General features: G+C 55.3%; 32 protein-coding genes. 4 read left to right on the top strand and 28 right to left on the bottom strand.

What is annotated here, in order from left to right; all coding sequences use genetic code 11:
- Positions 1–70: 70 nt before the first annotated feature.
- The 3 genes from ACSC94_RS08170 to ACSC94_RS08160 form a co-directional block, all read right to left on the bottom strand.
- Positions 71–772, bottom strand: a complete 702-nt coding sequence (locus ACSC94_RS08170) for a hypothetical protein (RefSeq protein WP_435640354.1) — start codon at positions 770–772, stop codon at positions 71–73.
- 125 nt (positions 773–897) lie between these two features.
- On the bottom strand, positions 898–1500 hold the full coding sequence (locus ACSC94_RS08165; protein WP_435640353.1) for an entry exclusion 1 domain-containing protein: 603 nt from the start codon (positions 1498–1500) through the stop codon (positions 898–900).
- Between the two features lie 39 nt (positions 1501–1539).
- The gene (locus ACSC94_RS08160; RefSeq protein ID WP_435640352.1) at positions 1540–2325 is read right to left on the bottom strand and encodes a SapC family protein; all 786 of its coding nucleotides are present in this window, start codon (positions 2323–2325) and stop codon (positions 1540–1542) included.
- Positions 2326–2668: 343 nt separating this feature from the next.
- Between ACSC94_RS08160 and cysD the strand changes: the two genes are divergently transcribed.
- Genes cysD through cysQ form a run of 3 tightly spaced genes read left to right on the top strand, consistent with a single transcriptional unit; the run spans position 2669 to position 6192 of the window.
- Positions 2669–3469: a sulfate adenylyltransferase subunit CysD gene (gene cysD / locus ACSC94_RS08155; RefSeq protein WP_435640351.1), complete on the top strand. Its 801-nt coding sequence runs from the start codon at positions 2669–2671 to the stop codon at positions 3467–3469.
- Positions 3466–5337 (top strand): adenylyl-sulfate kinase, encoded by a 1872-nt coding sequence (gene cysC / locus ACSC94_RS08150; protein WP_435640350.1) that lies wholly within the window; start codon positions 3466–3468, stop codon positions 5335–5337. Before cysD ends, cysC begins: the two co-directional genes overlap by 4 nt.
- Before the next feature lie 6 nt (positions 5338–5343).
- Positions 5344–6192 carry a 3'(2'),5'-bisphosphate nucleotidase CysQ gene (gene cysQ / locus ACSC94_RS08145; protein ID WP_435640349.1) on the top strand — a complete coding sequence of 283 codons (849 nt, stop codon included), beginning with the start codon at positions 5344–5346 and terminating at the stop codon, positions 6190–6192.
- Here the strand turns inward: cysQ and ACSC94_RS08140 are convergent.
- Positions 6176–6826: a LexA family protein gene (locus ACSC94_RS08140; protein ID WP_435640348.1), complete on the bottom strand. Its 651-nt coding sequence runs from the start codon at positions 6824–6826 to the stop codon at positions 6176–6178. The genes cysQ and ACSC94_RS08140 overlap by 17 nt on opposite strands.
- A gap of 111 nt (positions 6827–6937) precedes the next feature.
- Between ACSC94_RS08140 and ACSC94_RS08135 the strand changes: the two genes are divergently transcribed.
- Positions 6938–7132, top strand: a complete 195-nt coding sequence (locus tag ACSC94_RS08135) for a helix-turn-helix domain-containing protein (RefSeq protein WP_435640347.1) — start codon at positions 6938–6940, stop codon at positions 7130–7132.
- 172 nt (positions 7133–7304) lie between these two features.
- Here ACSC94_RS08135 and ACSC94_RS08130 read toward each other — a convergent pair whose 3' ends face one another.
- From ACSC94_RS08130 to ACSC94_RS08015, 24 genes are all read right to left on the bottom strand, one after another.
- On the bottom strand, positions 7305–8141 hold the full coding sequence (locus ACSC94_RS08130) for a DNA adenine methylase (protein ID WP_435640346.1): 837 nt from the start codon (positions 8139–8141) through the stop codon (positions 7305–7307).
- A gap of 110 nt (positions 8142–8251) precedes the next feature.
- On the bottom strand, positions 8252–8548 hold the full coding sequence (locus ACSC94_RS08125) for an ASCH domain-containing protein (RefSeq protein ID WP_435640345.1): 297 nt from the start codon (positions 8546–8548) through the stop codon (positions 8252–8254).
- Entirely contained in the window at positions 8541–8975 is a 435-nt protein-coding gene (locus ACSC94_RS08120) for a hypothetical protein (RefSeq protein ID WP_435640344.1), read from the bottom strand. Before ACSC94_RS08120 ends, ACSC94_RS08125 begins: the two co-directional genes overlap by 8 nt.
- Positions 8975–9517, bottom strand: coding sequence for a hypothetical protein (locus tag ACSC94_RS08115; protein ID WP_435640343.1), 543 nt, complete (start codon positions 9515–9517; stop codon positions 8975–8977). The genes ACSC94_RS08120 and ACSC94_RS08115 overlap by 1 nt, the downstream gene beginning before the upstream one ends.
- 29 nt (positions 9518–9546) lie before the next feature.
- Positions 9547–10011, bottom strand: a complete 465-nt coding sequence (locus ACSC94_RS08110; protein WP_435640342.1) for a hypothetical protein — start codon at positions 10009–10011, stop codon at positions 9547–9549.
- Positions 10012–10015: 4 nt separating this feature from the next.
- Entirely contained in the window at positions 10016–10735 is a 720-nt protein-coding gene (locus ACSC94_RS08105; RefSeq protein ID WP_435640341.1) for a hypothetical protein, read from the bottom strand.
- A 13-nt stretch (positions 10736–10748) separates the two neighbouring features.
- The gene (locus ACSC94_RS08100) at positions 10749–11375 is read right to left on the bottom strand and encodes a YmfQ family protein (protein WP_435640340.1); all 627 of its coding nucleotides are present in this window, start codon (positions 11373–11375) and stop codon (positions 10749–10751) included.
- The gene (locus tag ACSC94_RS08095) at positions 11375–12436 is read right to left on the bottom strand and encodes a baseplate J/gp47 family protein (RefSeq protein WP_435640339.1); all 1062 of its coding nucleotides are present in this window, start codon (positions 12434–12436) and stop codon (positions 11375–11377) included. Before ACSC94_RS08095 ends, ACSC94_RS08100 begins: the two co-directional genes overlap by 1 nt.
- Positions 12426–12896, bottom strand: a complete 471-nt coding sequence (locus tag ACSC94_RS08090) for a phage GP46 family protein (protein WP_435640338.1) — start codon at positions 12894–12896, stop codon at positions 12426–12428. The genes ACSC94_RS08095 and ACSC94_RS08090 overlap by 11 nt, the downstream gene beginning before the upstream one ends.
- The gene (locus ACSC94_RS08085) at positions 12893–13459 is read right to left on the bottom strand and encodes a phage baseplate assembly protein V (protein ID WP_435640337.1); all 567 of its coding nucleotides are present in this window, start codon (positions 13457–13459) and stop codon (positions 12893–12895) included. Before ACSC94_RS08085 ends, ACSC94_RS08090 begins: the two co-directional genes overlap by 4 nt.
- Positions 13459–14532 carry a phage baseplate assembly protein gene (locus ACSC94_RS08080; RefSeq protein ID WP_435640336.1) on the bottom strand — a complete coding sequence of 358 codons (1074 nt, stop codon included), beginning with the start codon at positions 14530–14532 and terminating at the stop codon, positions 13459–13461. Before ACSC94_RS08080 ends, ACSC94_RS08085 begins: the two co-directional genes overlap by 1 nt.
- A complete protein-coding gene (locus ACSC94_RS08075) occupies positions 14522–15748 on the bottom strand; it encodes a DNA circularization protein (protein WP_435640335.1) in 1227 nt (408 codons plus the stop codon). Before ACSC94_RS08075 ends, ACSC94_RS08080 begins: the two co-directional genes overlap by 11 nt.
- The gene (locus ACSC94_RS08070; protein ID WP_435640334.1) at positions 15748–17214 is read right to left on the bottom strand and encodes a tape measure protein; all 1467 of its coding nucleotides are present in this window, start codon (positions 17212–17214) and stop codon (positions 15748–15750) included. Before ACSC94_RS08070 ends, ACSC94_RS08075 begins: the two co-directional genes overlap by 1 nt.
- A gap of 114 nt (positions 17215–17328) precedes the next feature.
- Positions 17329–17748 (bottom strand): hypothetical protein, encoded by a 420-nt coding sequence (locus ACSC94_RS08065; protein ID WP_435640333.1) that lies wholly within the window; start codon positions 17746–17748, stop codon positions 17329–17331.
- Positions 17745–18113, bottom strand: a complete 369-nt coding sequence (locus tag ACSC94_RS08060) for a phage tail tube protein (RefSeq protein ID WP_435640332.1) — start codon at positions 18111–18113, stop codon at positions 17745–17747. The genes ACSC94_RS08065 and ACSC94_RS08060 overlap by 4 nt, the downstream gene beginning before the upstream one ends.
- A gap of 30 nt (positions 18114–18143) precedes the next feature.
- Positions 18144–19619 (bottom strand): phage tail sheath subtilisin-like domain-containing protein, encoded by a 1476-nt coding sequence (locus tag ACSC94_RS08055; RefSeq protein ID WP_435640331.1) that lies wholly within the window; start codon positions 19617–19619, stop codon positions 18144–18146.
- Positions 19620–19622: 3 nt separating this feature from the next.
- The gene (locus ACSC94_RS08050) at positions 19623–19832 is read right to left on the bottom strand and encodes a DUF2635 domain-containing protein (RefSeq protein WP_435640330.1); all 210 of its coding nucleotides are present in this window, start codon (positions 19830–19832) and stop codon (positions 19623–19625) included.
- Between the two features lie 3 nt (positions 19833–19835).
- Positions 19836–20462, bottom strand: coding sequence for a DUF1834 family protein (locus ACSC94_RS08045; RefSeq protein ID WP_435640329.1), 627 nt, complete (start codon positions 20460–20462; stop codon positions 19836–19838).
- Positions 20459–20947, bottom strand: a complete 489-nt coding sequence (locus ACSC94_RS08040) for a phage virion morphogenesis protein (protein ID WP_435640328.1) — start codon at positions 20945–20947, stop codon at positions 20459–20461. Before ACSC94_RS08040 ends, ACSC94_RS08045 begins: the two co-directional genes overlap by 4 nt.
- Before the next feature lie 2 nt (positions 20948–20949).
- Positions 20950–21366, bottom strand: a complete 417-nt coding sequence (locus tag ACSC94_RS08035) for a gp436 family protein (RefSeq protein WP_435640327.1) — start codon at positions 21364–21366, stop codon at positions 20950–20952.
- Between the two features lie 67 nt (positions 21367–21433).
- Entirely contained in the window at positions 21434–21718 is a 285-nt protein-coding gene (locus ACSC94_RS08030) for an HI1506-related protein (RefSeq protein WP_435640326.1), read from the bottom strand.
- A 48-nt stretch (positions 21719–21766) separates the two neighbouring features.
- Positions 21767–22657, bottom strand: coding sequence for a Mu-like prophage major head subunit gpT family protein (locus ACSC94_RS08025; protein WP_435640325.1), 891 nt, complete (start codon positions 22655–22657; stop codon positions 21767–21769).
- A gap of 34 nt (positions 22658–22691) precedes the next feature.
- Positions 22692–23102: a hypothetical protein gene (locus ACSC94_RS08020; protein WP_435640324.1), complete on the bottom strand. Its 411-nt coding sequence runs from the start codon at positions 23100–23102 to the stop codon at positions 22692–22694.
- Positions 23103–23134: 32 nt separating this feature from the next.
- A complete protein-coding gene (locus ACSC94_RS08015; RefSeq protein ID WP_435640323.1) occupies positions 23135–24211 on the bottom strand; it encodes a phage protease in 1077 nt (358 codons plus the stop codon).
- Positions 24212–24560: the final 349 nt, after the last annotated feature.

Raw genomic sequence — 24560 nt, 5'->3', positions numbered from 1 at the left:
CAGGAGTCATAAAAGAGGTCATAAAAAAGCCCCCGGTTTGCGCCGGGGGCTTTTTGATTATTGATGAAATCTAATACTGCACATCCGGATCATTGGTCGCGCCATAGGCGGGCATGCCACATTCCAGCATCGCGCGTTTGCGCAGGCCGCTGATATATTCATTGTTCATCTTCGGCAGGCGCGTGTAACGATCGGCCACCAGATTGGCAGTGCAGCGGCAGAAGGCTTCAAAGTCAGGACGTGTCCAGCTCATGTACTCCGAACAGCTTTTATAAACATATCCGGCCACGCCCGGCGTGTTCGGGCACATCGTGTTCACATCGTTCATAATGATGTTGCGCACGGCATAGGGGCCGCGTTTGATGCGTTCATCCAGATATTTCACGGCGATACAGCGGCAATCCTGAAAGGCGGAGAAGAACGTGTTGTCGCTGCATTCTTTTTCCACGCTGACCATTTCATCCAGCAATTCTTTCGGCAGATCTTCCGGCGGAATATCGGCGACGCTGCGCGGGCCGGGTGTTTTCGGGGCCAGAATGGTCAGGCCTGCGCCCGGTGCGGGTTGTGCGGCATCCGGGGTGGCGGCGGGGGCTGTTGCGGGTTGTTTTCCGGCCGCATCATCGGCGGCAATTTGCCCCTCGGTCATATGTTGGGGGGCGCTGGGAATGCCCAGTCGGTCGGTCCCCGGTGCGGGAGCCGACAAAGTATCCTGCGCCATTGCAGGCGCGGACAGGGATAGGGCCAAAAACAGGGTCAAAAGCAAATGTTTCATGCGGCCATCATACCATTGCCGGGTAAATAGAAAAATAACCCATGCGCATCAAAGGTGTAAAAATGTGGCATGAAAAAAGCCGGGCTGGATGGCCCGGCTTTTTCGTATCTTATGAAAGCGCAGAATCAAGCGGCGGCGGCTTTGTCTCCACGGATTTTCTGCCACAGACCTTGGATCTGGGCGGCGGCGGCCTTTCCGGAATCTGTGGTGGCGGCCTGGTCGGCGCTTTGGGCCGGGGTGGCCGGTTTGTTCAACTTGCCAGCCTTTTCCAATTCCTGCATGCGGCGCATTTTAACGCGGCGTTGCTGTTCAACCAGTTCGGCTTTCAGCTCTTCGGCCTGTTTCTGGCTGTATTGGCTGGTCAGCAGGACTTGCTGGGCCTGTCTTTGCCACTGGTCGCGCTGGGCTTTGTTGTCTTCCAACTGGTCTTTCAGCGAGTCGACTTGTTCTTCCAGCATTTTCACGCGCATTTTCAGGCGTTCAATTTCCAGCATGTCGGCGGCGCGTTTCAGCTCGGCCTCGGCGCTGGCATTGTTCTGCAGGGCGGCGTGTGTGCCGCTGCCTTGCGGCAGCAGGCCGAACACGCGGTCCAGTTCCGACACGTCAACGGTGCGGCGGCCATTGGCGTCCACTTCGAACGACAATTTACCCGTGCCCATTGCACGTTGAACTGTGGATTTAGAGCGGCCCGTTAATTCTGCGGCTCGTTGTGCGCCTACTTTTGCCATGGTGAAATCTCCCTGTGGTCAATTTTTAAATCAATTGGATTATTTTTTCTTGCTGTCTTCTTTTTCCAGCTTTTCATTCAGCAGGCGAGTCAAACGCTGCCACTGGCTGCCCGAGAACAGGTGGGCATACAGGAACGGCAGCCAGCCGCGCTTGCGCCATTCCAGAAAGTCTTTGTCGTCCATCTGGGTCAGTTTCTGTTCGTCCAGAATGCGGAAACCGGCGAAGTTGATGCGGCGGTTTCCGGCCACAACGATTTCGGCCTTGCGGTCCACCAGCAATCCGCTGGCGGCCAGATAGCGCGAAAATTCCAGCGTTTGCTGGGCCGCTGCGTGATAGGATTTGCAGAATTCCAAAGCGTTCTGAGCCAACGCGCTCGGCTTGCCATCGGCGTCGAAGAATTTTTGTTCGCCTTTTTCTTCGGTGACCTTGTCGTTGATGTCGACGCACAGGGTCAGTTGGTCACTGCCCGGCAGTTCGGAAAAGATGAACGGGTAACGGCGGATATAGGCGGGAATGTACGCGCCTTCTTCCCATGCGCCCTTGTTTCCGACGAACAGGTTTTCATTATCGCGCAGACCCATGATCGCAACCGGGGTTGCGTTTTCATCCGGGCTGAAGGCGATTGGATAGAAGTGGCAGACCTGCGGCATCTCGATCATGTTGACCGGGACGGCGTTCACATCGGATGCATACTCAAAACCAAAATTCTTTTTCAGCGCCAGGTTCGCATGGCGTTTGGAATCCAGCGGGGCCGGATTGGTGTAAAACAGCGGCATCGGTCGGACTGTGCCGTCGTCCTTGGGAGCGGTGTTCTTGTCGACCATGGGAGTGACCTTTCGCGTGTCTTCATTGAGTGTTGCAATTTTTAATCCGGAATGGCTCCACTTAAGCAAATGCGCCCCTGTGGATCAATCCAAAAGGGGGTAAGGGGGCGTTTTATCCGCAATGGTGGTGCCGCGCTGACGCGGGGGCGGGTGGGGGTGTTTGGGGTAAAAAACCGCGCAAAAGCGCCGAAATGTTCCGGAAAATGGCTGGCCCCTTCAGCGGTAGGCGTAATAATATTACCGGATTGGTGCGATGCCGTAATGGGGCTGTTGAATGCGTCTGTTTAAAGCTCCTGGGCACGCCCTGTTCCGGGTGGGGTAAATCGGTTAAGGTTTTGACCCTATGAGGCAGGATCATTTAACCCAGCTTGAAAACCAGACTTTGTACATCCTGCGCGAAGCGGTGGCGCAGGTGGCGCCGCTGTGCATGCTCTGGTCGATGGGCAAGGATTCAACCGCCTTGCTGTGGATGGTGCGCAAGGCGTTTTTCGGGCGCGTCCCGTTTCCGCTGGCGTTGCTGGACACCGGGCAGGAGCTGGACGCGGTTTATGAATTTCGTGACGCCCTCGTGCGTGACTGGAATTTGCCCTATATCACCGTGCCGTGCCCGCCGGAATCCGAAATGGATGTGACGCTCCCCCCCGCCACCCGCGCGGCGCAGCGCAAGAGCGTGGGATTAAAAAATTTTATCACACAGGAAAAATTGCGCGGCGTCATCGTCGGCATCCGACGGGATGAACAAGCATTGCGGGCGAAGGAACGTGTTTTCTCCCCGCGTGATTCTTTCGGCGCATGGGATGTGCGAGAACAGCCACCCGAATTGTGGGATTGTTACCGCCCCGTCGTGCCCGATGGCGGCCATGTGCGCATTCATCCCTTGCTGAATTGGACCGAGGCCGATATCTGGCGTTACACGCAACGCGAAAATATTCCGTTTGTGCCGCTCTATCTGGCGCGGGATGGGATGCGCTATCGGTCTCTGGGCGAGCAGAATATCACCCATCCGGTGCGCAGTGATGCGGCCAGCATTGACGATATTATCCGCGAACTGGATCACACCCGCACATCGGAACGCGCCGGGCGGTCGATGGACCGTGAAACGGAAAATTCTTTCGAACTTCTGCGCACGCGGGGGTACATGTGACCCACGCCCCTTTGCGCATTGTTATGGTTGGGCATGTGGATCATGGAAAATCCACCTTGCTGGCGCGCCTTCTGCATGATTGTGGGTGTTTGCCCGATGGGGCGGTTGATGCGGCCCGGGCGGCGTCAACGGCGCGCGCGAATGATGATTTTGAATGGGCTTATTTGCTGGACGCGTTTCAGGCGGAACGGGATCAGGCGGTCACCATCGATATTACCCGCCGGATTCTCAAGGCGAATGATCAATCCTATATCCTGATTGATGCGCCGGGGCACCGCGAATTCCTGCGCAATATGGTGACCGGGGCCAGCGATGCCGATGCGGCCATTCTGGTCGTGGATGCGACCGAAGGGGTGTGCGATCAAACCCGCCGCCATGCGCTGTTGATCCAACTTATGGGCGTGCGCCATGTGATTGTCGCAATCAATAAAATGGACGTGGTGGATTACGCATCCGATGTGTTTGATCGGATTGCGGCGGATATGCGTGCCCTTCTGGCGGGGCTGGATTTGGCGGTGCAGGCGATGATTCCGGTGGCGGCGCGCCATGGGGTGATGTTGCGCGCCCGTGGGGATGAGATGGGGTGGTATGACGGCCCCACGATTGTGGAGGCGCTGGGGCATCTGGCGGTTCCACCCGCGCGGCAGGATGGGCCCTTGCGCTTTATCGTGCAGGACATTGACCGCCGCGACGGCCACCGTGTGATTGTCGGGCGGGTTGATCGCGGTGTTATACGGGCCGGGGACCGGGTGTTGCTCTCTCCGCTCAATGAAATAACCACAATTGAGAAAATTGTCGTCTGGCCGGAAGATGACGGGCGCATCGCGGCCCATGCCGGGGATGTCGTGGGGCTGATCCTGTCCGACCGCGTGTTCGTTGAACGGGGCCATGTGATCAGTTCCATCGACCATGCGCCCATCCTGAGCAATATTTTCCGTGCGCGGTTGGTCTGGCTGGGCCATGCGGATGTGCGCCCCGGTGATGTTTATACCGTGCGTGTGGGTACGCGCGAATTGGTGGCCAGCGTGCAGGCGATTGAACGCGTGGTCACGGCTGATGATTTAACACCGCATTATCATGCGCCCTCCGCGCCGCGCCATGCGGTGGTGGATATGACCCTGCGCGCGCAGGGGCTCATGGCACTGGATGCCGGGCATGACGGGGCGATCCTGTCGCGTGTGTGTTTGTATGATGGTCCCGATCTGGTCGCCGGGGGCGGCGTTGACCTGTCCGGCTATCTGGATCAGCGCGCGCGTCCGGTCAGCGACGGTAGAAATTTACATGCGGTGCATGGGCTGGTGGGCGCGGCGGAACGTATGGCCCGCATGGGGCATCGCGGCGGTGTCTTCTGGCTGACCGGGTTGTCGGGGGCGGGAAAATCGACGCTGGCCACGCGGGTGGAGCGGGCGTTGTTTGACCGCGGCTTTGCCACTTATGTTCTGGATGGTGACAATGTGCGCAGCGGCCTGACCGCCGATCTGGGGTTCAGCCCCGTGGATCGCAGCGAGAATAATCGTCGTGTCGCCGCCGTGGCCGGGTTGATGGCCGATGCGGGACTGGTGGTTTTAAGCGCCTTTATCTCCCCCTTCCGGGCCGACCGGGACCGGGCGCGTGGGTTTGTTCCGGCGGGGGTTTTCCATGAAATCTATGTCCGGGCCGATTTGGCAACATGTGAATTGCGCGACCCCAAAGGTTTGTATAAAAAGGCCCGCATTGGGCAGATCGCCGATTTTACCGGCATCGATTCCCCCTACGAAGAACCGGAGCACCCGGACATGATCGTGGATACGCAAAGCCACGAGATTGATCATTGTGTCACCATGATCGTCGATTACGTGATTGCAAAAACCAAGAATGAAAAGGCGTGAGCATCCATGAATAAATTATTCGACCCGGCTTATTATGGGGCGCTGTGCAATATGGTCCGGCGCGCGGCCATTGCGGCGGGGGATGAAACGCTGAATTATTTCGATGAATCCGGCGTGCCCGAAACGATGGTCAAGGCGGACGGATCGCCCGTGACATTGGCCGATCATGCGGCGGAAGAAATTATTTTGAAGGCGCTGGCCGATATTGATAACTCGGTTCCTGTCGTGGCCGAGGAATCGGTGGCGGCGGGGCGCATTCCCGATCTGAACGGTGTGACACGTTTCTGGCTGGTTGATCCGTTGGATGGCACCAAGGGCTTTATCAGCGGCAGCGGTGAATATTGCGTCAATATCGCGTTGATCGAAAATGGCGTGCCCGTTCTGGGTGTGATCTATGCCCCCGTGGCGGGGGAATTGTTTGCGGGCTACGGTGCACAAACGGCGCTGCGCTACATGGTCGATGATGATCAGGAAAAAGACATTGCGTGCCGCCGCGCACCCCACAACGGCTTGACCGTCATGACCACGCGCCATCATGGTGACGTGGATCGTCTGAATGGATATCTGGAATCGCTGAAGGTTGAAAAACTGCTGAAGCGCAGTTCCGCCCTGAAATTCTGCGCCATCGCCTTTGGCAAGGCGGATTTGTATATTCGCGCCGGGGAAACGTCGGAATGGGACAGTGCGGCGGGGCATGCCATTTTGCTGGCCGCGGGTGGAAATGTTGTGGATGCGTCGGGCTATCCCTTAACCTACGGCCATGCGGATCGCGGGTTTAGAAACCCGGACTTCGCCGCCGCGTCGGATGATGTTCTGCCGATGCTGGACGGATTGTTCTTTACGCGCGCCGCTTGATAAAAATCACCGGGGCGATTTGTTCAATCACGCTGCGCTTGATCTGATCGGTGTAGGGGATTTGCGGGCCATTTTCTTTTTCCGGGTCCAGCCAGCCTTGCACATGCACCCATGTATCATCTTCACGCACCAGACGTTTGATGGTGGATGCGCCGTCATTGCGGCGGATCAACACCGCATCGCCCATATGCGCCCGCGTGTTGGGGGAGATGATGCAGATATGGCCGGGGTGGATCCCCTCCGGCACCATGCTCAATCCGCTGGCGACCACGGCGTATAATTCCGGGTCCGGCCAGTCCAGCGTCGCATTGATTTTATAGCGCACGGGGTTGTACCACCCCTGTAATCCGCATTCGGCAAAGCCATAAACCGGAACGGGATGGTGCCCGGGCGATGATTGTTCATCCATGCCGCCATAAACCAGCCAGTCGAGCGAGACATTGCCCGCCGTGGCCAGGCGGATCAGCGCGCCGCGCGTGGGTTCGCCCCCCTTCAAGTAACGTTGAATGGCGCCCAGCGATAATCCGGTCGCGCGCGCCAACGCATTCTGGCCCCCGGTGCGGGTGACCAGACGCGCAATGCGCGCGATGAAATCGGAATCTGTTTCAGTGTCGATGTCTGGTTGTGGTGCCATGAATCAAAAATACACGCAAAAATTGTTTTTGGCCTTGACCAAGGGGTGACCCCGGGGTTACTTTTATAAAAGTCGATTGCAACTTTTATAATTTTAATGGATGGGGCGGATATGGCCAAGGATAATCGTAACGAATTGAATGTAAATGAAAAAATCGGTGAAAATCTGCGCCTGTTGCGGCAGGTGGTGGGCCTGTCCCAGCGGGATTTGGCCGATATTCTAGGCGTGTCGTACCAGCAGGTGTGTAGCGCGGCGCGTGGTTTGAGAATTTCCGTCACATGGTTTGAGAATTTTTTGCCTTGCTAATTATGGCAAGAAACGCACCATAATCTCCCCGGCCTTGCTCTGTTCGCCCCGCCATGGCTGGCCAACTGGCCCCTTCCGCCGACCGGGTTTCCAGCCCCCGCATCTGCGGCAAGTGACCCGGCGCGTTCCGAAGTCATGGGAGCCAAACAGACACAGGAGCCGTCCCCACATATTAAAGACCTTTCAGTTTTCGGTTGGAGATCAGTACCTCGCCAACCTGCTTGGTATGGTGGCCCCCGGCCAGTGTGTAGGACGTAGCAACGCCATAAATATGAAAACCCTTGAAGATTTTACGGACTTCCGGTCGGTCATTTAAAGATAGGATAAACGTCCCTTGAATACCCCTTAACAGGGTGGCCATATCCGTGAATTCGTCCCGGCCGAACATCCCCCGGCCATAGTCTTCTTCATTCCCGTAATATGGCGGGTCCAGATAGAAAAGGGTTCCGGCCCGGTCATAGCGGGTGATGAAGGCTTTATAATCCAGACATTCAATGACCACCCCGGCCAGCCGTTCGTGAACGTCTTCCAGCATGGGGATTAACTTGGTTACGTTAAAGCGGTCGGTCCTTTGCGTGGTCACGCCAAAGGTCTGCCCCTTCACCTTGCCCCCAAAGGCCAGCCGCTGGAGATACAGGAATCGGGCCGCCCGTTGCAGGTCGGTCAGGGTGGCTGGTTTCATCTCTGCCAAACGGTCAAATTCGGCCCGTGTGGCCAGCTTCCAGCGGATCATTTCCACAAAGGGCACATAGTGGTGTTCCAACACCCGGAACAGGTTGGCGACCTCACCGTTGAAGTCGTTAATAACCTCGGCCTTGGGGCGATGGTCGCGGCGGAAAAACACCCCGCCCATGCCGACAAAGGCTTCGCAATAGGTGGTGTGTGGGATGGTGTTGATCTGGCCAATGATGGTTTTGGCCAAATTGCGTTTGCCCCCGATATACGGGGCCACTGGGGATACGGGTTCAACCTCTTTCAGCTTTGTTGACTTCACGTTTTTTTCTTTCATACTCGCCCGACCCTGTCAGGGTGTCGGGATGGCCGTAACAAGGCCAGTTGCAGTCATGCGATCTTAGCCATCGCGGTTCGGGGTGTTAGCGCACCCCGACCCCCGCCCGGTCAGGCAGGGGAATTCAGATTGATAGCAAAAACTTCGACAGGCTCTGCGCCGAAGTGCGGATGGGTAATGGTCTTCTCAACGTATCCGGCCCAATCAAAGGTCAGTGTCTTTTGGGTGTCACCCTTCGGTGGGTAACCAAGCGTGATAACCACACGGCCATAAACCTTCCCGGCCAAACGCTTTTGCCAGTATTCATTATTGAGCCGATATTCTTCGGTTTTGGTCCCGGCTTTAATTTGCTCAAAATATTCCCGCTTTACGGCCAGTCGAAGGCAAGGATTTTGCTGTCTATTCATTATCCGTTGTCCCCGCCATCTGTTTGCGCTCCAACGCGATGGCCTGAACTATGGCATGGAGTTCGGCCAATTCTTCGGTTGGCGCGTGTTCACAATATGCGAATGCAACACCCTTTTTTCTCATCAGGCAGGTGTGTTCGCCAGTAGATGAAAAATAGCTTACATCAGTTACAATCCACCCATCCGGTCTGGCGCGTTTAAGTTCGTCTCTAGAACGGGTGTATATTGCTAAGTGTGCTTCGAAAAACGAATGAAATTTTCCGCTCTCATCTTTTGCGAACACGGTTCGGCTGTTATCAAACGTCAGATATTCAAGCTGTGGGTGGTGTATATAAAGCCAAAACCGCCCATCAATCTCATCCAAAATCGCAGTGTCAGACGAATTGGCCGACTCAACCAATTTCAAAAGTTTAAGGCGGTCACACATCACAGGCTCCCGGTTAAAAGTAAGAACACCACAATCGCCACGCCTGCACCCGCCCCGGAAATCAATTCGGCGACCGCGTGGGGGTCGAAGCTGACTTTCCCGCGCAACCGTGCGCCGATCTCGTATCCAAGCGGCCACAGAATGGCCAGCACGATGCCGCCGACCGGAAGGCCGATCAGGAAGCCCTTCACGGCCATAAACAGGCGGCAGTAATTCACATCCGTATCACTGACGATGCCGATGCGCTGGGCGATCCAGTCCACGACCGGGGACAGGGTTTGCTTGCGGGTTGGGTCATATTCATTCAGCTTACCCCAGTGCAAAACCGCACCGTGCCCGGTCTGCATCCAGATATAGGACCACACGGCCGCCAATGCCCCGCACCAGATGGGCAGAACATTGGCAAGGGCGATGCCGAAGCCGAGGGCGAAGAATACCTCCGGCAGCCATGTCATGTTGAAGGGCATCTTTCCGCCATCGGTGCGGGCGGGCAGGATTTCGGCCCCCAAGCCGCCGCCAGACATCCGACTGGCAACGGCCATGTAAAGGATCATTATGATGGCTTTAAACATCATTCCATCCCCGCCAGTTGAACGCGCAGGGCCGCGATCTGATCCTCTAGATCAGCCAGCCATCCACCGTCTTGGCCCAACGCCGCTTCGCGGATGCGGCGCGGTGTTTGTAGGGCTTCAAGGGCGGTGATTTCCGCGACGATATTGCGGCGGTCAATTTCCACCTGTTTGGCCGGGGTGATGATCCAATCGGAACCGTCCCATTCATGGTCTGCTGATGGCGGCTCCAGCGGGGTGTAGCCTTCCGGTGTATCGTCGTTATCGGCGATCACCTTTTCCTCACGGTTGACGGTCTTGTAAACGGACCGCTTATCCTTCGAAAGGATACGCAGTTCACCACCGCGTACGGCGATTTCCTGTCCATTGATGATAGCTTCAAGGGCTTCGCTGTATTGCGCGTCCGTGATTTCGATGGAGCCGTCAAAGGCAATTTCACTGATTTTATTGTCTGATGCGTGTGGCATGATATTAAACGATCCTCAAATAGGCGGTTGCTGATACGGCTTTCGGACGGGTTTCGTTTCCAACACGAGGGGTGCCGTTTGTGCCGTCTGAAACAGGAATTGGGTTCATGCCAGTTGTGCTTTCACTTCCCCCTGTTGTCGGGTAGTAAGGGCTATTTACTGACCCGCCCGGTGATGTGTTAAGGGTTTTCATTGGGTGTAAGTGGCCTTGAAAGCAATCCATTGTCAGCACTCCGCTGGTCGTGTCGGGGCGAAGGAATGACCGTTCCGTATTGATAAGGCGGACAGTTTGCCCGGCGAGGGGGCCAACCAAGATGGTGGATGTGGCTTGAACCAATGGGGCTGTTCCCGAAACGGATTCACTGCCCAATAATCCTTCATTGTATTGTCCTACACCTGTCTGTCCGGCGGTCAATTTAATATATTTTTCTGATCCGCTGTTGTCGGGCAAAGTCATTCCGGCAAGATGATCCCACAATACAAACGGTTCGCCGATACGCTTTTCACTTCCGGCGAGGGCTTGGATTGCTTCCGCCAACTGGTTCAGGTTTTCCGGGTCAGGTTCAAGCCCTGCTGCAGTGATGGCATTGATAATTTCCCGCTGCGTGTGTTCAATGGCTTCAGCGGGGATAATTGATCCTTGAATACCTGCTCCGGGATTTGCGTTAATATAGGGACGGTTAGGGTCCAGCTCGTTGCCATTGACTGGTGGGATATAATCCATCTTTTTATCTCCTTTATTCGTAAGCGAAAATCAGTTCGGTGTGGGCTGGTTTCAATCGACGGAGTTGGCATTCCAAATCTTCGGCGGTTGTAATTTTGGCGAGAGGGTCGATGCCGCATTCACCCGTGCCACATTCAAGCCATGTGACGCGGGGGCCGTTTACAAGAGTGCGCCAGAAGAACCGGATAAGTGGATCATCGGTCAGGCCAATCACGATTGTGGATTCCGGTCCTTCAATTTCACCAAGTCCGCATTCAGACAGGCCACAAACGAACGGGCGGTATTCTGTCACATCAATGGTGTACCCAAGGCGGTTGGCGACCTCGTTCCAGTACTTGGGCGATTGCCCGCCCCGGCTGGTCCACTTTTGATGCACGGCGTTGCGGCGCTCTTGCAAGGTCGTTGCGGTCGCCGTGCAGGTATCCGGCAGGCCACAGACGCGTTCCCAATCCGTCAGCAATTCACTGGCGGTGCGTGGGTCGGCTTCGTTAATCAGGTTTTCGGCACGAAAATGGATGCGGGCAAATTCTGCGGCCGCAACGTCCAGAACGCGGGACGTCATGGATTTCATGTCGCGGACCCATGCATAACCAACGGGTAACAGGTCGAAGATGAGGCTGAGGTAAGCTTTACGATCCATTACACGGTATCCCATGTGTATGTGCCAACAACGGGCATCTGGCCAAAACCCATCACCACGTTGGCGGCCGGGGCCACCAGAACATGGTCATATTCGCCCGCCGCAATGCTGACCGCTTCGCGCAGGCGTGAGATGTAAAGGGTCCCGCCCGGCTGGGCTTCGCGCTGGAACAGGTCGGCAACCTCGGCCGCAATCGCCGCGCGAACGGCCTCCGTGTTCGGGGTGATGTTGATTTCAAAATCCACGGGAACGGCGGTCGGGGCAAAGACCGTTACATCGGCCCCGGTCGGGCGGACGCCATCAATATGATTTTGGACGGTGGTTACCTCCGCCGGGATCGGAATGATGGTGGGGGTATTTTCATCCATCACGAATGTCACGCCAACGGTGCCGCGCCCGTATTGTTCTGGGTAAGACCATGCACGGGTTACGCCCGCCACTTCCTTGGCCCATGCAATATAATCGTGGGCGGACCCACCATGTGGGGGTTGTTGAATGCGTTCCAGAACGCGCAGGGACAGGGCCTCGTTACGTTCCTGATCGACACCCAGTTTTAATTCCTCTGCCGCAACGGTCGCTTCGGACTGAATTCCCGGTGCCGGGCTGGTCAGGGTCAATTTCACGCCCGCAATGGCGTTCCCGGCCGCGCCTGCTGTTTGGCACGTTACCGTTCCGGTTCCGGTTCCGGCCGCAATCGTTACATCGGCATTCAAGACGTATTCAACGTCATCTGCACGTTTCAGGATGGCTCCGGCCGTAACGGTGCTTCCGTTGATGCCTGTGAAGATGATGGGACCTGTGGCGTTTGTTGCCCCTTTCTGGGTCAGTGACCAGATCTTGGCATGACGGACCATGAATTCATCCTCTGCCGTATCGGGCAGGATTTGCCGCGACAGCCAGTCGATATAGCCATAGATCAGATGGGCAACCATGGCGATGGCCCCGGCAAAAACGGATTCAACTGACCAGCGCAATTTCACATCGCCAGCAGGGGATGCGCTGGCCATGTCTGCTTCGATGCGTTGCTTAATATCCGCAGGCGTGTCGCGTTTATACGGCATAGGCGTCCCCTTTTAATACATCGTTGACGGTCGTGCTGAACACAGCGCCATCAATCAGGTAAATGACAATCTGCATATTCAGCCTGCCGATCTGTCCCCATTCGGCCGTTATGGTGATGCGGCTGGCGATGCCGTCATCAATTGTCCATTGCAGGGCTTCGCGGGCATACTCAATCGCCCGGCGGCGGGTTTCTTCTGTTTGCTTTTCACGGACGAGAAGCCACAGACGAGAACCTATCCGGCGGCTATCCGTTGCAAGCGCGTCACCAGCCCAACCGCGACGGTCCAGCGGGATTGCACGGGTGCGGCCGTCATCTTCCGGCAGGCGGTCGTCCGGCTCTGCGCGGCGATCTGTCATCAGGCTGATGATGACAGCTGTGGTCAGGCTGTCTTCTTTCAACAACCCGCCTTCGCCTGCGCCCAGATCGATCATGCCGCTTTCTGTTACGACCAGCTTCATGCTCCACCGCCCATCTGCTCATTGGGCTGGTTGGTCGGTCCACCGCCATCGTTTTCCGGGTGGACGTGGATGTTATAGGTTTCGCGCATATTGCTCATGGACTGGCCGCCACTATCGACGTTGTCGATGATGTTCCCGGTCACTTCGAGCTGCGGGGTTTCAAACCGGGCTTTTTCCGATGCCTTGACGATCAGGTTCTGGGTGGTGATTTCAACCGTGTTCCCGCGCTTCAAGATGATGGTGTCGCCTTCATCGGTGTAGATAGCCACTTCACCAGCTTGAAGTCCCTTGGGTCGCAGGGCCGGGTTGTCAACGGAAATGGCAACCGGGTGGTCACGGTTGCCCCCCATGGATAGAAAAATCACCCGTGCGCCGGACATGGGCACGGACGTGAACCCGTATTCCTGTGCCCGCTCAACGTTGCCTTTAACTTCACCTTTAAGGGCGCTAAATTGGACGCGCTGATGGTTCCCGCCGTCATCTACAGCGGCCAGAACTGCGCGGCCGACGATCAGATAGATGCGCTGCCGAATTCCTTTAAGGGCGCTTTCAAAACTATTCATCAGCTTTCCCCCACCAGATCATCGTCTGCTTTCGGGTCCACTTCGGCGACCAGTTCAAAGGCTTCCGGCACGGCCAACTCAAGCGTGGTTCTGGTGCCGTTTTGACGTGTGCGTTCAAACGTCAGCGAAGTGATCAGCATTTCACGGTTAAGGGTACGGGCCGGGTCATCCACGCGCACAAGGGTGTTTGGTTTCCATAGGGTTTTTGCATCCGGGTCGGCATACCATCCTGCCACGGTATAGGTTGCGGTGTTGCCACGGGCACGGCTGACATTGCGCTGCCATTCCGCACGCTCCTGCAGGGTCTGGGTATAGCCTTGGCTTTCCGCCGTGATGACGGTCGGGCGATAGCGCGTCACCAGTTCATCCTTCGCACGACCTTCGCCACCAACAATGTCATCGCCACTGCTGGTGTCGGACGCTTCGGACTGGCCTTTCAACACATACAGGCTGAAACGCTCCGTTCCCTTCATCGCAACACGGCCTTGCAGGATGTTGGCGCCATAGATTAAACGGCCCGGTGATTTCTCGTTACCGGGTTTGACCAGGACTAAGCCGCCGATGCCGTCTGATACGGGTAGTACGGCGCGGAAACGACAGATTCGGTCAATGAATGCGTGGACGGTTTCGCCCGGCTGAATGGCAATGCGTGAAAACGCCGCGCCTGTATCCGCATTCACGGTCAGGGGGATTTTGTACGGGGCCAGAACCTTTTCAATCGCCTTCTCAAGTTTCAGGCCCGTGAATTCAAATGGGCCATCAACGCTGGCGGCGCAGTCGATCAGGTCGCCTGTTTTGTCGCGGCCCGTAACGGAGATTTGCGCGGACGATTTATCGTAGCTGTGGTCCACATCATCAATCCAGCCATCCAGCACCGTCTGGCCGTCGATCTCCACCTGAACCGGAAGGCCGATTTTCATTGCTGTGGACAGAAAACCTTCTTCCGGCTTTTGGGCCAGCGTCACGTTGAAACTGCCGCCCATGCGTTCAATGGACCGGGATAGGCTGATTGTTTGCCAAACAGTCCATTTACGGCCGTCGATGTTCAGGACAAATTCTGGATCAGTTTGCATCGATCAGAACCTCCAGATTATCAGCGGGCACAAATCCGGGGTGGCGTACCGTATTGCGGCTGGCCAGATCGGATGCCTTGTTCAACAGATCGGCCGGATTATCCCCATAAAGGCGGTTGGCCAACGACAGGGATGACCTGATGGATGTGGGGCGGATGCGAATGGTGCGCGGCAGACGACCGATGCGGACGCTGATGTCGCGGTTGACGGCACCCTGCATATCGGCGATGGCCCGGTAGGAATCATCCCACCCGGCCGCTCCGACTTGATCGCGAAGGGTCGAAAGGCTCGTGCCGATTTGATTGCGAATGGCTGCCGCATCTTCACGGCTTTCAAAGTTCATGTAGCGCACGGACCCGGTGGCGGCCGACAGGGTGGATAGGCGGTGGAAATAATCCAGTGCCTGCGCGTTTTGTGCCCGGATGGATCGGCTTGCGGTCGTGGCGGGAATGGTATCCAGCACACTTTGATCGGCGGCGCGGCTCAAAGCATTTAATACGTTCTGTCCGTCAGCTGCTGCGCTGGTTGTGGCCTGCCCAATCACCGGGGTCTTGCGCGGCGCGGCCAGATTCATGATCGTTTTATATGCATCAATGGCCGATTGTGCATAATCGCCTTTCAACACATCCAGAACTGGGAAGGCTTGGGTGATACCAGCGCGACTTAAGGCCGTGTTTAAGCCCTCTGTAAAGAGGGTGTTACGGTTGATAGAATCTGCCGACACAAAGTCAGGAATGCCGCTGTTGCGAAACTGGCGGGTGAAGTCTGACAGGGCCGCCGCAAACCCTGCATCGCTTGCAACGCGCAACCCTTCCGCTGTGTTTGATGCGGCCATGGGTGTGGATACGGGAGAATACTTCTCCATCGGCACGCTGAAGGCGACCTCACCAACTGCGTTGGATGAATGGCGGCGTCTTACATCGCCCACCACAATCACGGTGATCTCGCCGTAATACGGGTGGATCAGGGTTGCGGGGCCTTTTTGTTTCAGGGCCGTTTCAAATGCGCTGGCATCAGCAAGGTAGTTTTCGCCACCAATAATGGCTTCAACGGAAAAGCGATCCGGTTTCGCGCCCATGTCTTCATGGCCCGGATCATCGCGACCGGGAAATTCATGGGTGATGACACTGCGGCCAAACACTTTCTCATCGGATTCCACCATAAATGAAATGCCGCGAAAGGAAGCTGGGCGAAGATCACGGAACAGGTCAACCATTACATGGCCCCCATTAACAACCCGGTGTCGGTGGCGTATTCCATGCGGCGGTCATTCGGACGTGATTCCACCAGATGGGCTTGGCCATCGGCATCAATCTTGATCCGCAGTGTTCCACCCGTATCAACCTTTTGATTGACTTGCATGCCACCCATCGGTGCAGGGGCAATGAATGGAGCCGATGTGCTGGCCTGTGGGCTGTCTGTGCCTCCGACACTGCTGGTCCCGGTCATAAAGGCTTTTGCCTTCCCGATGCCGTCTCGGACAAAATTGATTGCGTTAATCAGTGGACTTAAAAAGTCCATGACGGCCGCAACGCCATCCGCGAATGCCTTCTTGATGCCGCCCCAGATGCCGCCGAAGAATGTTGTAATGCGCCCCCAGTTTTTATAAATCAGCAGGGCAGCTCCTGCGACGATCATGACGCCCGCGACAAACCATCCGAACGGGGTGGTTAAAAAGGCAATGCCCAAGGCTTTCAGTCCGGCGATGATCGGGATGAAGGCGGGGGCAACAAAAGACATGGCAATAACCATGCTGGCCATGCCAATGACGAATTGGCCCAGAATCGCGATCAGCGGCCCCACGATCGCGAGGATCAATCCGCCTTTGATAATAAATCCTTGCATCGGCTCCGGCAGGGATTTAAACGCGTCTGCCAATGCCGCAATCTGGTTTGATACCCCGATTGTGAATTCTTTCAAATCAAGATTGCGGATGATCTCATCGCCGACTTTTGCAAGGGATGTTGAAACGCTGTCGGAGAAGTTTGAAAACGCACCGTTCATGGTTTTCATCTGCTCTTCCATAGCGCCTGCGAATTTCACTTCGCCGATGCTACGCAGATACCCTTGAATGGCTTCCGCGTTGTTCTTTACGGTCGTTTTCTGACCTTGGAATGTAAAAGATATTTTGTTGCCCTCGGTGCGGGCTTTAATACCGAATTCTTTCAGGCGTTCAAACTCCCCGGTTGATGCATCCGCGACGGCTTCAATAAACTGGTCAAGGCTCTTGCCCATGGCGGAGGCGGTGTTGCCGAAGGACTCCAGCGATTTGCGTGATGGGTCCAGTCCTAACGCTTTCAGTTTGATATAGGCCCCCATGACCTCTTCCAACTGGAAGGGGGTTGATGTGGAGAATGCCAACATATCGTCAAAGGCCGCGTTTGCCGCTTCCTGTGATCCAGTGACGGATTTCAGTGATGCCTTCAGCTTTTCAAAGTTGGCGGATTGTTTGACAGCCATGGTGCCAATGGCGGCGAGAGGTGCGGATATTGACAGCGTCATGTCGCCGCCCACCTTCCGCATGCTCTCGCCGATTTTTGTCATGCTTTCCGAAACCTTTTTTGCGGCGTCCTGCATCTTTTTCATGGATGAAAGGAATTTTCCCATCATGGAATTGATGGGGGCGGTCATTTTATCTACGGCTTCAAGGATCAGCTTGAGGTTAAGACTGCGTCCGCTCATGGATTTTTTTCGCCTGTTGGTTCCAGAATATTAGACGGGTGGCCGACATTCCCATCACTTCGGCTTCGGTAAAGTGAAAATTGCTGGCTACCGCCGCAATTAAATCTTCACCATTCACGGGCCATCCGACAAAAAATGTTCAATCGCCTCACTGCAGAAGCGAATGTCACGGGCGTCCATAATCTGAAACAGGGCTTCTGTGATGTTGGAAATTCGGATAAGAACACGAATGCCGCGTTCGTTTTCATCTCGGAACGAAGCGGTGTTCTGAATGTCGCTCCCATTCATCGGACGGAACGTGACTTCAGAAAGCGTTCTTTTTTCTTCAACGCCATTTTTTCGTGCGCGATATTCTTTCGGATATGTCAGTTTTACGATGATGTTTTCACCATCCTTCGTAACGCGGCCTTTGAATTTATCCGATTGATCTTCAGTGGCTTGGTCAGCCGGATCATCTTCGCTGATGATGGTTCCAGTTTCGGAGGGTTGCTCATTTATTTCGTCCTCGACTAAGATCAGGTCTTCATTGCTCATCGAACCATCTCCTCAATTTCTTCGCCGTTGAATGTCAGTTCCACAAGGCCGCCATCTGCGCCGCCTGTCATGGTGATGTCGCCAACCTGTGCGGCATTTCGCATGATGTATGTTTCACCAGCGTCTGACTCAAACTGAATTTCTGCACCGGACAGAGATTGCAAATATTTCAGGGACAGGCCCTTAATCTTTGCGATCTTCACCACACAGGTGGACGGTTCAAAGGATTGGTTGAAGAAAAACTTTTTCCCTACCATGCGCGGATGGTTTTTGATTCCACCCGGCGTCAGTGTAGCGTCTTGACTTTCGTACACCTGACCATTGATGCGTAAGGTGGCGAGGCCATGAAGTTGTCTGTCGGTCATCTCTGTGATGCTCCTGTTCTTGAATGATTGTTACAGGCGGAATTGCTGGTTCGCCGCGAAGACGCGGAAGCCATTGATGATGTCAATCGGGATCAGCGAATTGACGCGGGAGCGGTCGGTTGTATCCCGTTCGACAATCAAATCCTGAATGAATTGGTCAATGTTTTCCGCCAGTCCGTTTTCTTCCCACAGTCGCGCGCGGGCAATCAGACTCCCGCGAATAACCGAGGGCGTTACAACCGCCTGACCACGGGCAAAGTTCGTACCGTCGTCAGCCAGCTTGTGGCGTGGGTATGTGACCGCAATAAATGTCCGGGTGTCATACCGGATGAATGAAAGCGTTTTAAGGCTTTCAACATCCAGATAAGAACGGTCAGCGGCACCAAAGCTGTTTTGGTGGTAGGTCGTGACAACCCGTTCAATCACATTCACGCCACTGGTGACACAGAATGTGGATACGCCGTTGGCCAGAAGAATGTTCCGCTCTTCAGTGGTGAATCGATCCTCAATGGACGGTGCCAGCAATCCCGTCATGGGGAGGGCTTGCAAGGGACGGGCGGGGTCAATCTTTGCTTGATATGAGGCAATGGCACCTAAGGTCGCCGCCCATTCATAAGGCGGGTTTGGTGCCTTCTTCACGCCCATCCAAGACAAGTGTGGGCTGTTGCGGGCGGACGATTTTGTCACAAGTTCCGCATGCGTGCCGGATAAGCCTGCGAACAGGTGGCCGTCAGTCATTCGCATGGGGCCAAAGCGGTCAGCCAGTTCAGTTTCCATCAAAACGATGTTGGCCGAGTCGGTATAGGCCATAATGAAATCGGTGTACCATTCATCGCCGATGGCATTGATGACATCGTCAACATCCGGGTTGCCGGACCCGCCGTTCATGGCCGTGATTGTGGCCGTCACGCCAGACGGGAATCGCTCATCTTGGTAATAGTTGAAGCGGATATCAACATCATTGGCGCACTCGCCTTTGTTTTTGGCGGTCAGATTCACTTTGCTGGTATCAACGCCGTCAACCGCCGCCGTCACGACGAGGTCGGTTTCTGCGTTGATTGTTGCAGTGATGGCCGTTGCAATTTGGGCGGCCGTCTGTGCTGCGGCTACGGCCACGCGGATGCGTCGACCACCAATCCACAGGTTCACTGTCCCAGCGGCCGTGGCGGGGCCAGCGAAGGTGATGGCACCTGTGGCGGCAACGCCAGCGGCATCATCTTCTTGGGCGATGGCGTAAACGGGGATCAGTCCATCCACGTTTAAGACACGTTCCAGCATGTGTGTAATCTGCGCGCCAATACCAAACATCTGGCGGGCTTGATCTTCACGCGTCACCAGAACGGGTTGCAATGGTGCCTGTGTGCCGCTGGCCAATTTCTGGCCGATGACCAGGATTTTGGTCGGCATGCCAACCAAGCCGCTTAACGCATTGCTATTGTCAATTTCGATATATTGACCCGGTACCAGAATGTCGCTGGGAATAAGATTAAAGCTGATGCCAGCCATGGGTTAGCCCTCCTTCTTTTGGGTTTTCTTGGCGGTGTTTGACGGGTCCGGTACCGCAGTTTCGGTGACGTCTCCTTGGCGAATGCGGCGGCGCATGTAGCGGCTGTCCAAAACCAACGCGCCTTCAGCGGGAATCGGGCGGTTTGTTTCAAGATCAACCACAACGATCCCTTTTTTCGGGACGACATAGATGCGGGGCAGGTTGGGATTCATGGCTTAGGTCTCCAATGTTACATGGTCGGTTGCATCCGCCGTGTCGTCGGCAGGAAGTGGGGTTTCGACATTGCCGTGTGGCGGAATGTCCCAATCGGAATGGAAGGTTTTGAAATCGTCCAGATCAGCGGGATCGGCGAAGAATTCAATCAGATCAAATTCCGTTTGGATTTCGATGCCATAAATGGACGCGAGTTGTTTGTTGCTCTTGTCGTTATAAAGCGGATCAATGGCGGTGATTTGAAAAGGCGCGATTGCCAAACCAAGCCGTTTCTTGTGCAGAAGGCGGCAGATGTCATAAACAATCTTGTAACTGCCGGGCGTGTTCGCATCACCATGGCGTGACGCTTTCTCGCTACGCAGGTTTTTTGCGCCACAGATCACACCAAACTTTGCAATCATGCGGGTGCGTGATTGTGTCCCGCCATTCGGTGACGGTTGCGCGCCGGAAAAAATCACGAGCGCGGCCGGGAAGTTCTTCACGGCGTCGTCAATGCTGTCGCCGAATTCCCCGCCGTATGTTTTGACGGTCTTCAGCTTGTAGCCAAGACCACCGTCTCCCTGTGCGGCAAGAATGGTTTGAACGATGGCATCTTCAATCTGCGAAATTTGTACTTCCTGATCGCTCATCGCCATGCCCCCTGTACCCAATCTTCAACAACATCCGCAATGCCGTTTCGGTCTTTGTCGCTCAAACCCAAGAACGGACGTGCTGGTATGGTGACTTTCTTCACGCGAATAAACTTTCCGCCGATGCGAAAGGCCAATGCCTTTTTCGTCTTCGGCTTGATGTCGCCGCCGAATTGGTGAATGCCGGCATAGACCACATTGGTTCCCCATTCGACGCCCGTGCTGGTGGCGTTGTGGGTGATTGACGAAAACAGGCGACCGGATTTTTTCAGCGTTTCGCCCTTGGCTTCTATGGCTCGCAGTGATTTCGGCCACTTCACACCGTCAGGGCTTTCCTGATCGTTGAAGTGCTGTTGCGTTTGCGAAACACCCTTCGCGCCGATCTGGTCCAGCAAATCGCGGCGCATGCCTTTATCGCTCAAGCGGGCGAGAGCCTTCTTGATTTGCTCCATGCCTTCCGGTTTAAGGGTGATGCCATCGGTCATGCTTAGAATCCCTTCAAGCTGTCGCGGCTAAACATGCGGTCGGGGCCTTCAACACGCGCATCGGCTGGGGCGGATGGGGCCTGTTGTCCGGCAATGTCCAGATTGGCAAGGCCACCGCGAATGTCGCGCAGGAATCGGATGGCGTCTTCGTAAGACTGGCGAACCTCATCCGTGCGGCGGTCGCGGTGCAATTTATAGAATGCAATATCGGCGGCTTTGGAACGCAATACGGCGGCGGCCCGCGCAAGGGTCACGTCATAGCGTGCGCTGACATAGGAATCGATCTCGGCATCGGTGTCATCCAACGCGCGGGCCAACACGACATCATCAATAACGCCTTCATCGGTGCGATCAGTCAGCTCAATCAGAGCGACTTCACCGAAGGCATCAATCAGGTCTTGTTTGCTGGCGTAGTTCATGTCTGCTTTTCTCTGATGGGGGCCGCCCGGATTGGCGGCCCCCTGTGGGGTTCAGGTCAGGGGAGGGTTATTTCTTCGGGGCGGTGGTTCCGTCCGGCGGCGTTTTTGTTTCGTCACCAGCGGCATCTTTTTTGCCATCGTCGGCGGGGTCTTTTTTCCCGGTTTCCGTCTTGGCGGACTTTTCGTCTTTCACCTCAACCTCAACCACAACAAGGCGCGGTTCGGATTTAAGGTTTTCGATCTGGGCCTTGGTCAATTTGTCAGGGTCCAGAAGGGTGGGTGTGCTGGTGAATTCAAAACCAGCACGACGGAAGCTGTCACCACGGGCGACGACTTGAAGTTTTTTGGCCATATTGTTTACCTCATAAGGGCTTGTTGAAGGGGTGGTTGAACCGAACCTTTACAGGTACGGCACGACCAGGATTTCGGCGGTGTTGCGGTGGATGTTGGTTTCGCCGTTTGCAAGGTTCTCTGCTGCCAGCAGTTTGCGTGCGGCGGTTTCGTTGGATGGGCCAACAACCAACAGGTTCGGCGTGACGTTCAACGGACGGCCATTGTCGCCTTTGAAGCTTTGCATTGCCGCACGTGCTGAACCGTAGTTGGTTTCGTCCAGCGTTTGCTTGGAGCCGTAGGCCAACTGCCACAGGCCATAGCCCGCATTTACGCGCGCATCGACACCGTAAACGAACTCGCGGCGATTAAAGACGTTGCTGTCTTTCGGATCATCCATCGCAACGAATTCGTATCCGCGACGCTTTTGGAAGATAATCGGGCGCACAGGTTTTGATACGTCCAGCAGGAACCACGCCGCACCAGCGCCGCCCCCGAAGTTGGAGACAGACTGTGCAATTTTGTTTTCATCCAAAACCGGGTGATCGGTATCGAAGAAGTACTGTCCATCATAGCAAAGTTTAGAGAAGCCGTTTTTCAACAGTCCAAAAACGAGTTCATCCGGGTGCATTGCGGCGTCATGACCCAGCATCTCAAACATGGGTTTGTATGTGCCGAGCTTGTCGTCCTCGATGTTGTCGCGAAGAACGGGCACGGTATTTTCAAATGCGACATTCTTGATCGCAAAATCGTGTTCTTTCAAGTTTTGCAGAACACGTTCACCGAGCCACGGGCTAAAGCGTGTGCTGGAACCCAGCCATCCATATTTTTCTTCGGCGCTGGTGGAGTTCACTTCCATCGCAACTTTTGACCATTGCGGTTTGGCAGAGCTTAATGCGGAAGTGTACAAGCTCGTAAAGCCAGCACGAACGCCTTCAAGGTTTTGACGATTGATATTCATCGGATGAATCCTTCTTTCTGGATTTAAGGGGTGATTAGTCGAACTTGACCCAGACGCCGCCAGCGTCTACGTCCATGATTTTGCCCGCGACAGAGCGTGTGTTCGCGCCGTTGGTTTTTGCCACTGTGGAATCGTCAACGATGTAGCAATTGTTACCGATGTCAGCGCGGGTGATTTCATCGCCTGCTGCGCTGTTGGCGTATTGGAACACGCCCTTCTTGAAGGTGATTTTCTTGTCACCTGCAAGACCTGCACTGTTGTTGACGTACTCTTCGGCGCGACCGGGGAATTTCAAGGTGGTCGCGGTTGTGCCCGGAACGATGTTTCCGCTGGCATCCAGTGCCACCAATGCGCCTGCATAGATGGTTGTGGCGGCGGCAACGGGTCCGCTATGCAGTTTGTCGTCGTTCTTTTGCAGGGTGTCGCGATCTTTGCTCAAAGGCATAATGTTCTTTCCTTCTTAAAAGGGTTGGTGTTTTACTGATTGGTGCCGGTTTGAATTTTCAAATGCTTCTCGGCGTCTTCGATGCTCACGCCCATTGCTTGCCAAGCGGCCTTAACTTCATCGCTAGGTTTTGCGCTGGCGGTTTCGATCTGACCTTGGGGAGCGGATGATCCCGGAGCCACGATAACGGGGGCGGTTTCAATGTATTTATGGAACCCGGTCAGATTGGCGCTGGCATATTCCATCGCCCACGCTTTCTGCCCCGGTGAAACTTTCCCGGCCTTCATTGCCGCATCAACGGCTTCGGTGGCATCGCGGTCGCTCTGCGATTTTTTCAGGTGGGCCAATTCGCCTTTCAGATCATTGAAAACGGACATCGGAACGTATTCCGAAGCGTCCGGTTTTTTGGACTGCCCGACTTCGATCAGGGCGGACATGGTTTCCAAGACGGTCTTTGCATCCGCTTTGGCGTCCAGCTTCAAGGTTTTGCGGATGTCAGAAACTTCTGCGCTCGCCGCATTCAGGTTTTGCAGGCGTTCGGTCAGGGCCGCCACGACTTCGTCGCCCGTGGCTGTTTCGGCCAGCCCCAGCAATGCGGCAAGTTTCTTCACAAATTCGTCCATTGGTTTCATCTCCTCTTGAGATTGGGTGGTTTGGGAACGGTGGATGTCGGCTGATGCAACAGCCGTCATTTCGAGGCAAGGGAAGCACGTCAGGCTGGCGTGCATGATTTGCAGGACTTCGCCTGTTGCCGGATTGGTTTTGAAAACGGGGCTGATGTAGCGGTACTCTTTGGCGGCCAGTTGTGCGGTGGCTTTTTCAGTCCATTCCACGAATGCCCAAACGCCGTCTTCACGCGCTTCCATTTTTTTGATCCAACCTGCCGCCGTGATTTCCGTGCCGCGTGGCATGAAGACGGTCTGGTGATCCCTGTCGATAAACAGGTCCGTCTTTGGACGGATGCTGGCGGCGATCACGGCGGCAGGATTTTTCAGCTCAAACGGACCGCGCCCGTCATAGCCAGTGAAACGCCCTGCCGGAAATAATTGAATCCATCCGCTTTGGCCGGGTTTAACTTCAACAGAGAATGCTTGTAAATCTGATTTCATGTGGTCATGCTACGGATATGCGGCATGGCCAATCAGAGGGACGCTAGGTCACCCTGACGCTATCTCGGTGGGCAGGGCTTAATAGAGGGGTTGAACTGTCTGGTCCTTTTTTGTCCCATCCACACGCAATGCCGGAGGCGATCATGTAGCGGGTTTTATTTTCGTAATCCCCCAGTTTTCACCCCCGGACGCAATCCGGGGGTTTTCTTTTGGACCAGACCCCATTTAAGACCCGATTTAACGCCTTCAATTTTGCAATCTCGGCCCCGGTTGGTATGGTTGCCGCAGACACCCCCATCCACGGGGCTGTACGGGCCTTAAAACGGGCCATCCCAAAATTGACTGATTT

The organism is Micavibrio aeruginosavorus (assembly GCF_051245535.1).
Lineage (GTDB): Bacteria > Pseudomonadota > Alphaproteobacteria > Micavibrionales > Micavibrionaceae > Micavibrio > Micavibrio aeruginosavorus_D.
This window is presented reverse-complemented; position numbering and strand designations above follow the sequence as displayed.

Excerpts from the sequence above, each read along its gene's own strand:
- ACSC94_RS08035 (WP_435640327.1), bottom strand. The coding sequence starts at position 21,366 with ATGAACTACGCCAGCAAACAAGACCTGATTGATGCCTTCGGTGAAGTC.
- ACSC94_RS08165 (WP_435640353.1), bottom strand. The coding sequence starts at position 1,500 with ATGGCAAAAGTAGGCGCACAACGAGCCGCAGAATTAACGGGCCGCTCT.
- ACSC94_RS08045 (WP_435640329.1), bottom strand. The coding sequence starts at position 20,462 with ATGAGCGATCAGGAAGTACAAATTTCGCAGATTGAAGATGCCATCGTT.
- ACSC94_RS08135 (WP_435640347.1), top strand. The coding sequence starts at position 6,938 with ATGGCCAAGGATAATCGTAACGAATTGAATGTAAATGAAAAAATCGGT.
- ACSC94_RS08080 (WP_435640336.1), bottom strand. The coding sequence starts at position 14,532 with ATGCAAACTGATCCAGAATTTGTCCTGAACATCGACGGCCGTAAATGG.
- ACSC94_RS08040 (WP_435640328.1), bottom strand. The coding sequence starts at position 20,947 with ATGACCGATGGCATCACCCTTAAACCGGAAGGCATGGAGCAAATCAAG.
- ACSC94_RS08110 (WP_435640342.1), bottom strand. The coding sequence starts at position 10,011 with ATGCCACACGCATCAGACAATAAAATCAGTGAAATTGCCTTTGACGGC.
- ACSC94_RS08060 (WP_435640332.1), bottom strand. The coding sequence starts at position 18,113 with ATGACCGACAGACAACTTCATGGCCTCGCCACCTTACGCATCAATGGT.
- ACSC94_RS08065 (WP_435640333.1), bottom strand. The coding sequence starts at position 17,748 with ATGAGCAATGAAGACCTGATCTTAGTCGAGGACGAAATAAATGAGCAA.
- ACSC94_RS08055 (WP_435640331.1), bottom strand. The coding sequence starts at position 19,619 with ATGGCTGGCATCAGCTTTAATCTTATTCCCAGCGACATTCTGGTACCG.
- ACSC94_RS08085 (WP_435640337.1), bottom strand. The coding sequence starts at position 13,459 with ATGAATAGTTTTGAAAGCGCCCTTAAAGGAATTCGGCAGCGCATCTAT.
- ACSC94_RS08095 (WP_435640339.1), bottom strand. The coding sequence starts at position 12,436 with ATGCCGTATAAACGCGACACGCCTGCGGATATTAAGCAACGCATCGAA.
- ACSC94_RS08015 (WP_435640323.1), bottom strand. The coding sequence starts at position 24,211 with ATGAAATCAGATTTACAAGCATTCTCTGTTGAAGTTAAACCCGGCCAA.
- ACSC94_RS08140 (WP_435640348.1), bottom strand. The coding sequence starts at position 6,826 with ATGGCACCACAACCAGACATCGACACTGAAACAGATTCCGATTTCATC.
- ACSC94_RS08030 (WP_435640326.1), bottom strand. The coding sequence starts at position 21,718 with ATGGCCAAAAAACTTCAAGTCGTCGCCCGTGGTGACAGCTTCCGTCGT.
- cysD (WP_435640351.1), top strand. The coding sequence starts at position 2,669 with ATGAGGCAGGATCATTTAACCCAGCTTGAAAACCAGACTTTGTACATC.
- ACSC94_RS08100 (WP_435640340.1), bottom strand. The coding sequence starts at position 11,375 with ATGGATCGTAAAGCTTACCTCAGCCTCATCTTCGACCTGTTACCCGTT.
- ACSC94_RS08050 (WP_435640330.1), bottom strand. The coding sequence starts at position 19,832 with ATGAATCCCAACCTGCCCCGCATCTATGTCGTCCCGAAAAAAGGGATC.
- ACSC94_RS08170 (WP_435640354.1), bottom strand. The coding sequence starts at position 772 with ATGAAACATTTGCTTTTGACCCTGTTTTTGGCCCTATCCCTGTCCGCG.
- cysQ (WP_435640349.1), top strand. The coding sequence starts at position 5,344 with ATGAATAAATTATTCGACCCGGCTTATTATGGGGCGCTGTGCAATATG.
- ACSC94_RS08130 (WP_435640346.1), bottom strand. The coding sequence starts at position 8,141 with ATGAAAGAAAAAAACGTGAAGTCAACAAAGCTGAAAGAGGTTGAACCC.
- ACSC94_RS08115 (WP_435640343.1), bottom strand. The coding sequence starts at position 9,517 with ATGGCCGTTGCCAGTCGGATGTCTGGCGGCGGCTTGGGGGCCGAAATC.
- ACSC94_RS08105 (WP_435640341.1), bottom strand. The coding sequence starts at position 10,735 with ATGGATTATATCCCACCAGTCAATGGCAACGAGCTGGACCCTAACCGT.
- ACSC94_RS08075 (WP_435640335.1), bottom strand. The coding sequence starts at position 15,748 with ATGGTTGACCTGTTCCGTGATCTTCGCCCAGCTTCCTTTCGCGGCATT.
- ACSC94_RS08120 (WP_435640344.1), bottom strand. The coding sequence starts at position 8,975 with ATGTGTGACCGCCTTAAACTTTTGAAATTGGTTGAGTCGGCCAATTCG.
- ACSC94_RS08125 (WP_435640345.1), bottom strand. The coding sequence starts at position 8,548 with ATGAATAGACAGCAAAATCCTTGCCTTCGACTGGCCGTAAAGCGGGAA.
- ACSC94_RS08020 (WP_435640324.1), bottom strand. The coding sequence starts at position 23,102 with ATGCCTTTGAGCAAAGATCGCGACACCCTGCAAAAGAACGACGACAAA.
- ACSC94_RS08070 (WP_435640334.1), bottom strand. The coding sequence starts at position 17,214 with ATGAGCGGACGCAGTCTTAACCTCAAGCTGATCCTTGAAGCCGTAGAT.
- ACSC94_RS08160 (WP_435640352.1), bottom strand. The coding sequence starts at position 2,325 with ATGGTCGACAAGAACACCGCTCCCAAGGACGACGGCACAGTCCGACCG.
- ACSC94_RS08025 (WP_435640325.1), bottom strand. The coding sequence starts at position 22,657 with ATGAATATCAATCGTCAAAACCTTGAAGGCGTTCGTGCTGGCTTTACG.
- ACSC94_RS08090 (WP_435640338.1), bottom strand. The coding sequence starts at position 12,896 with ATGAAGCTGGTCGTAACAGAAAGCGGCATGATCGATCTGGGCGCAGGC.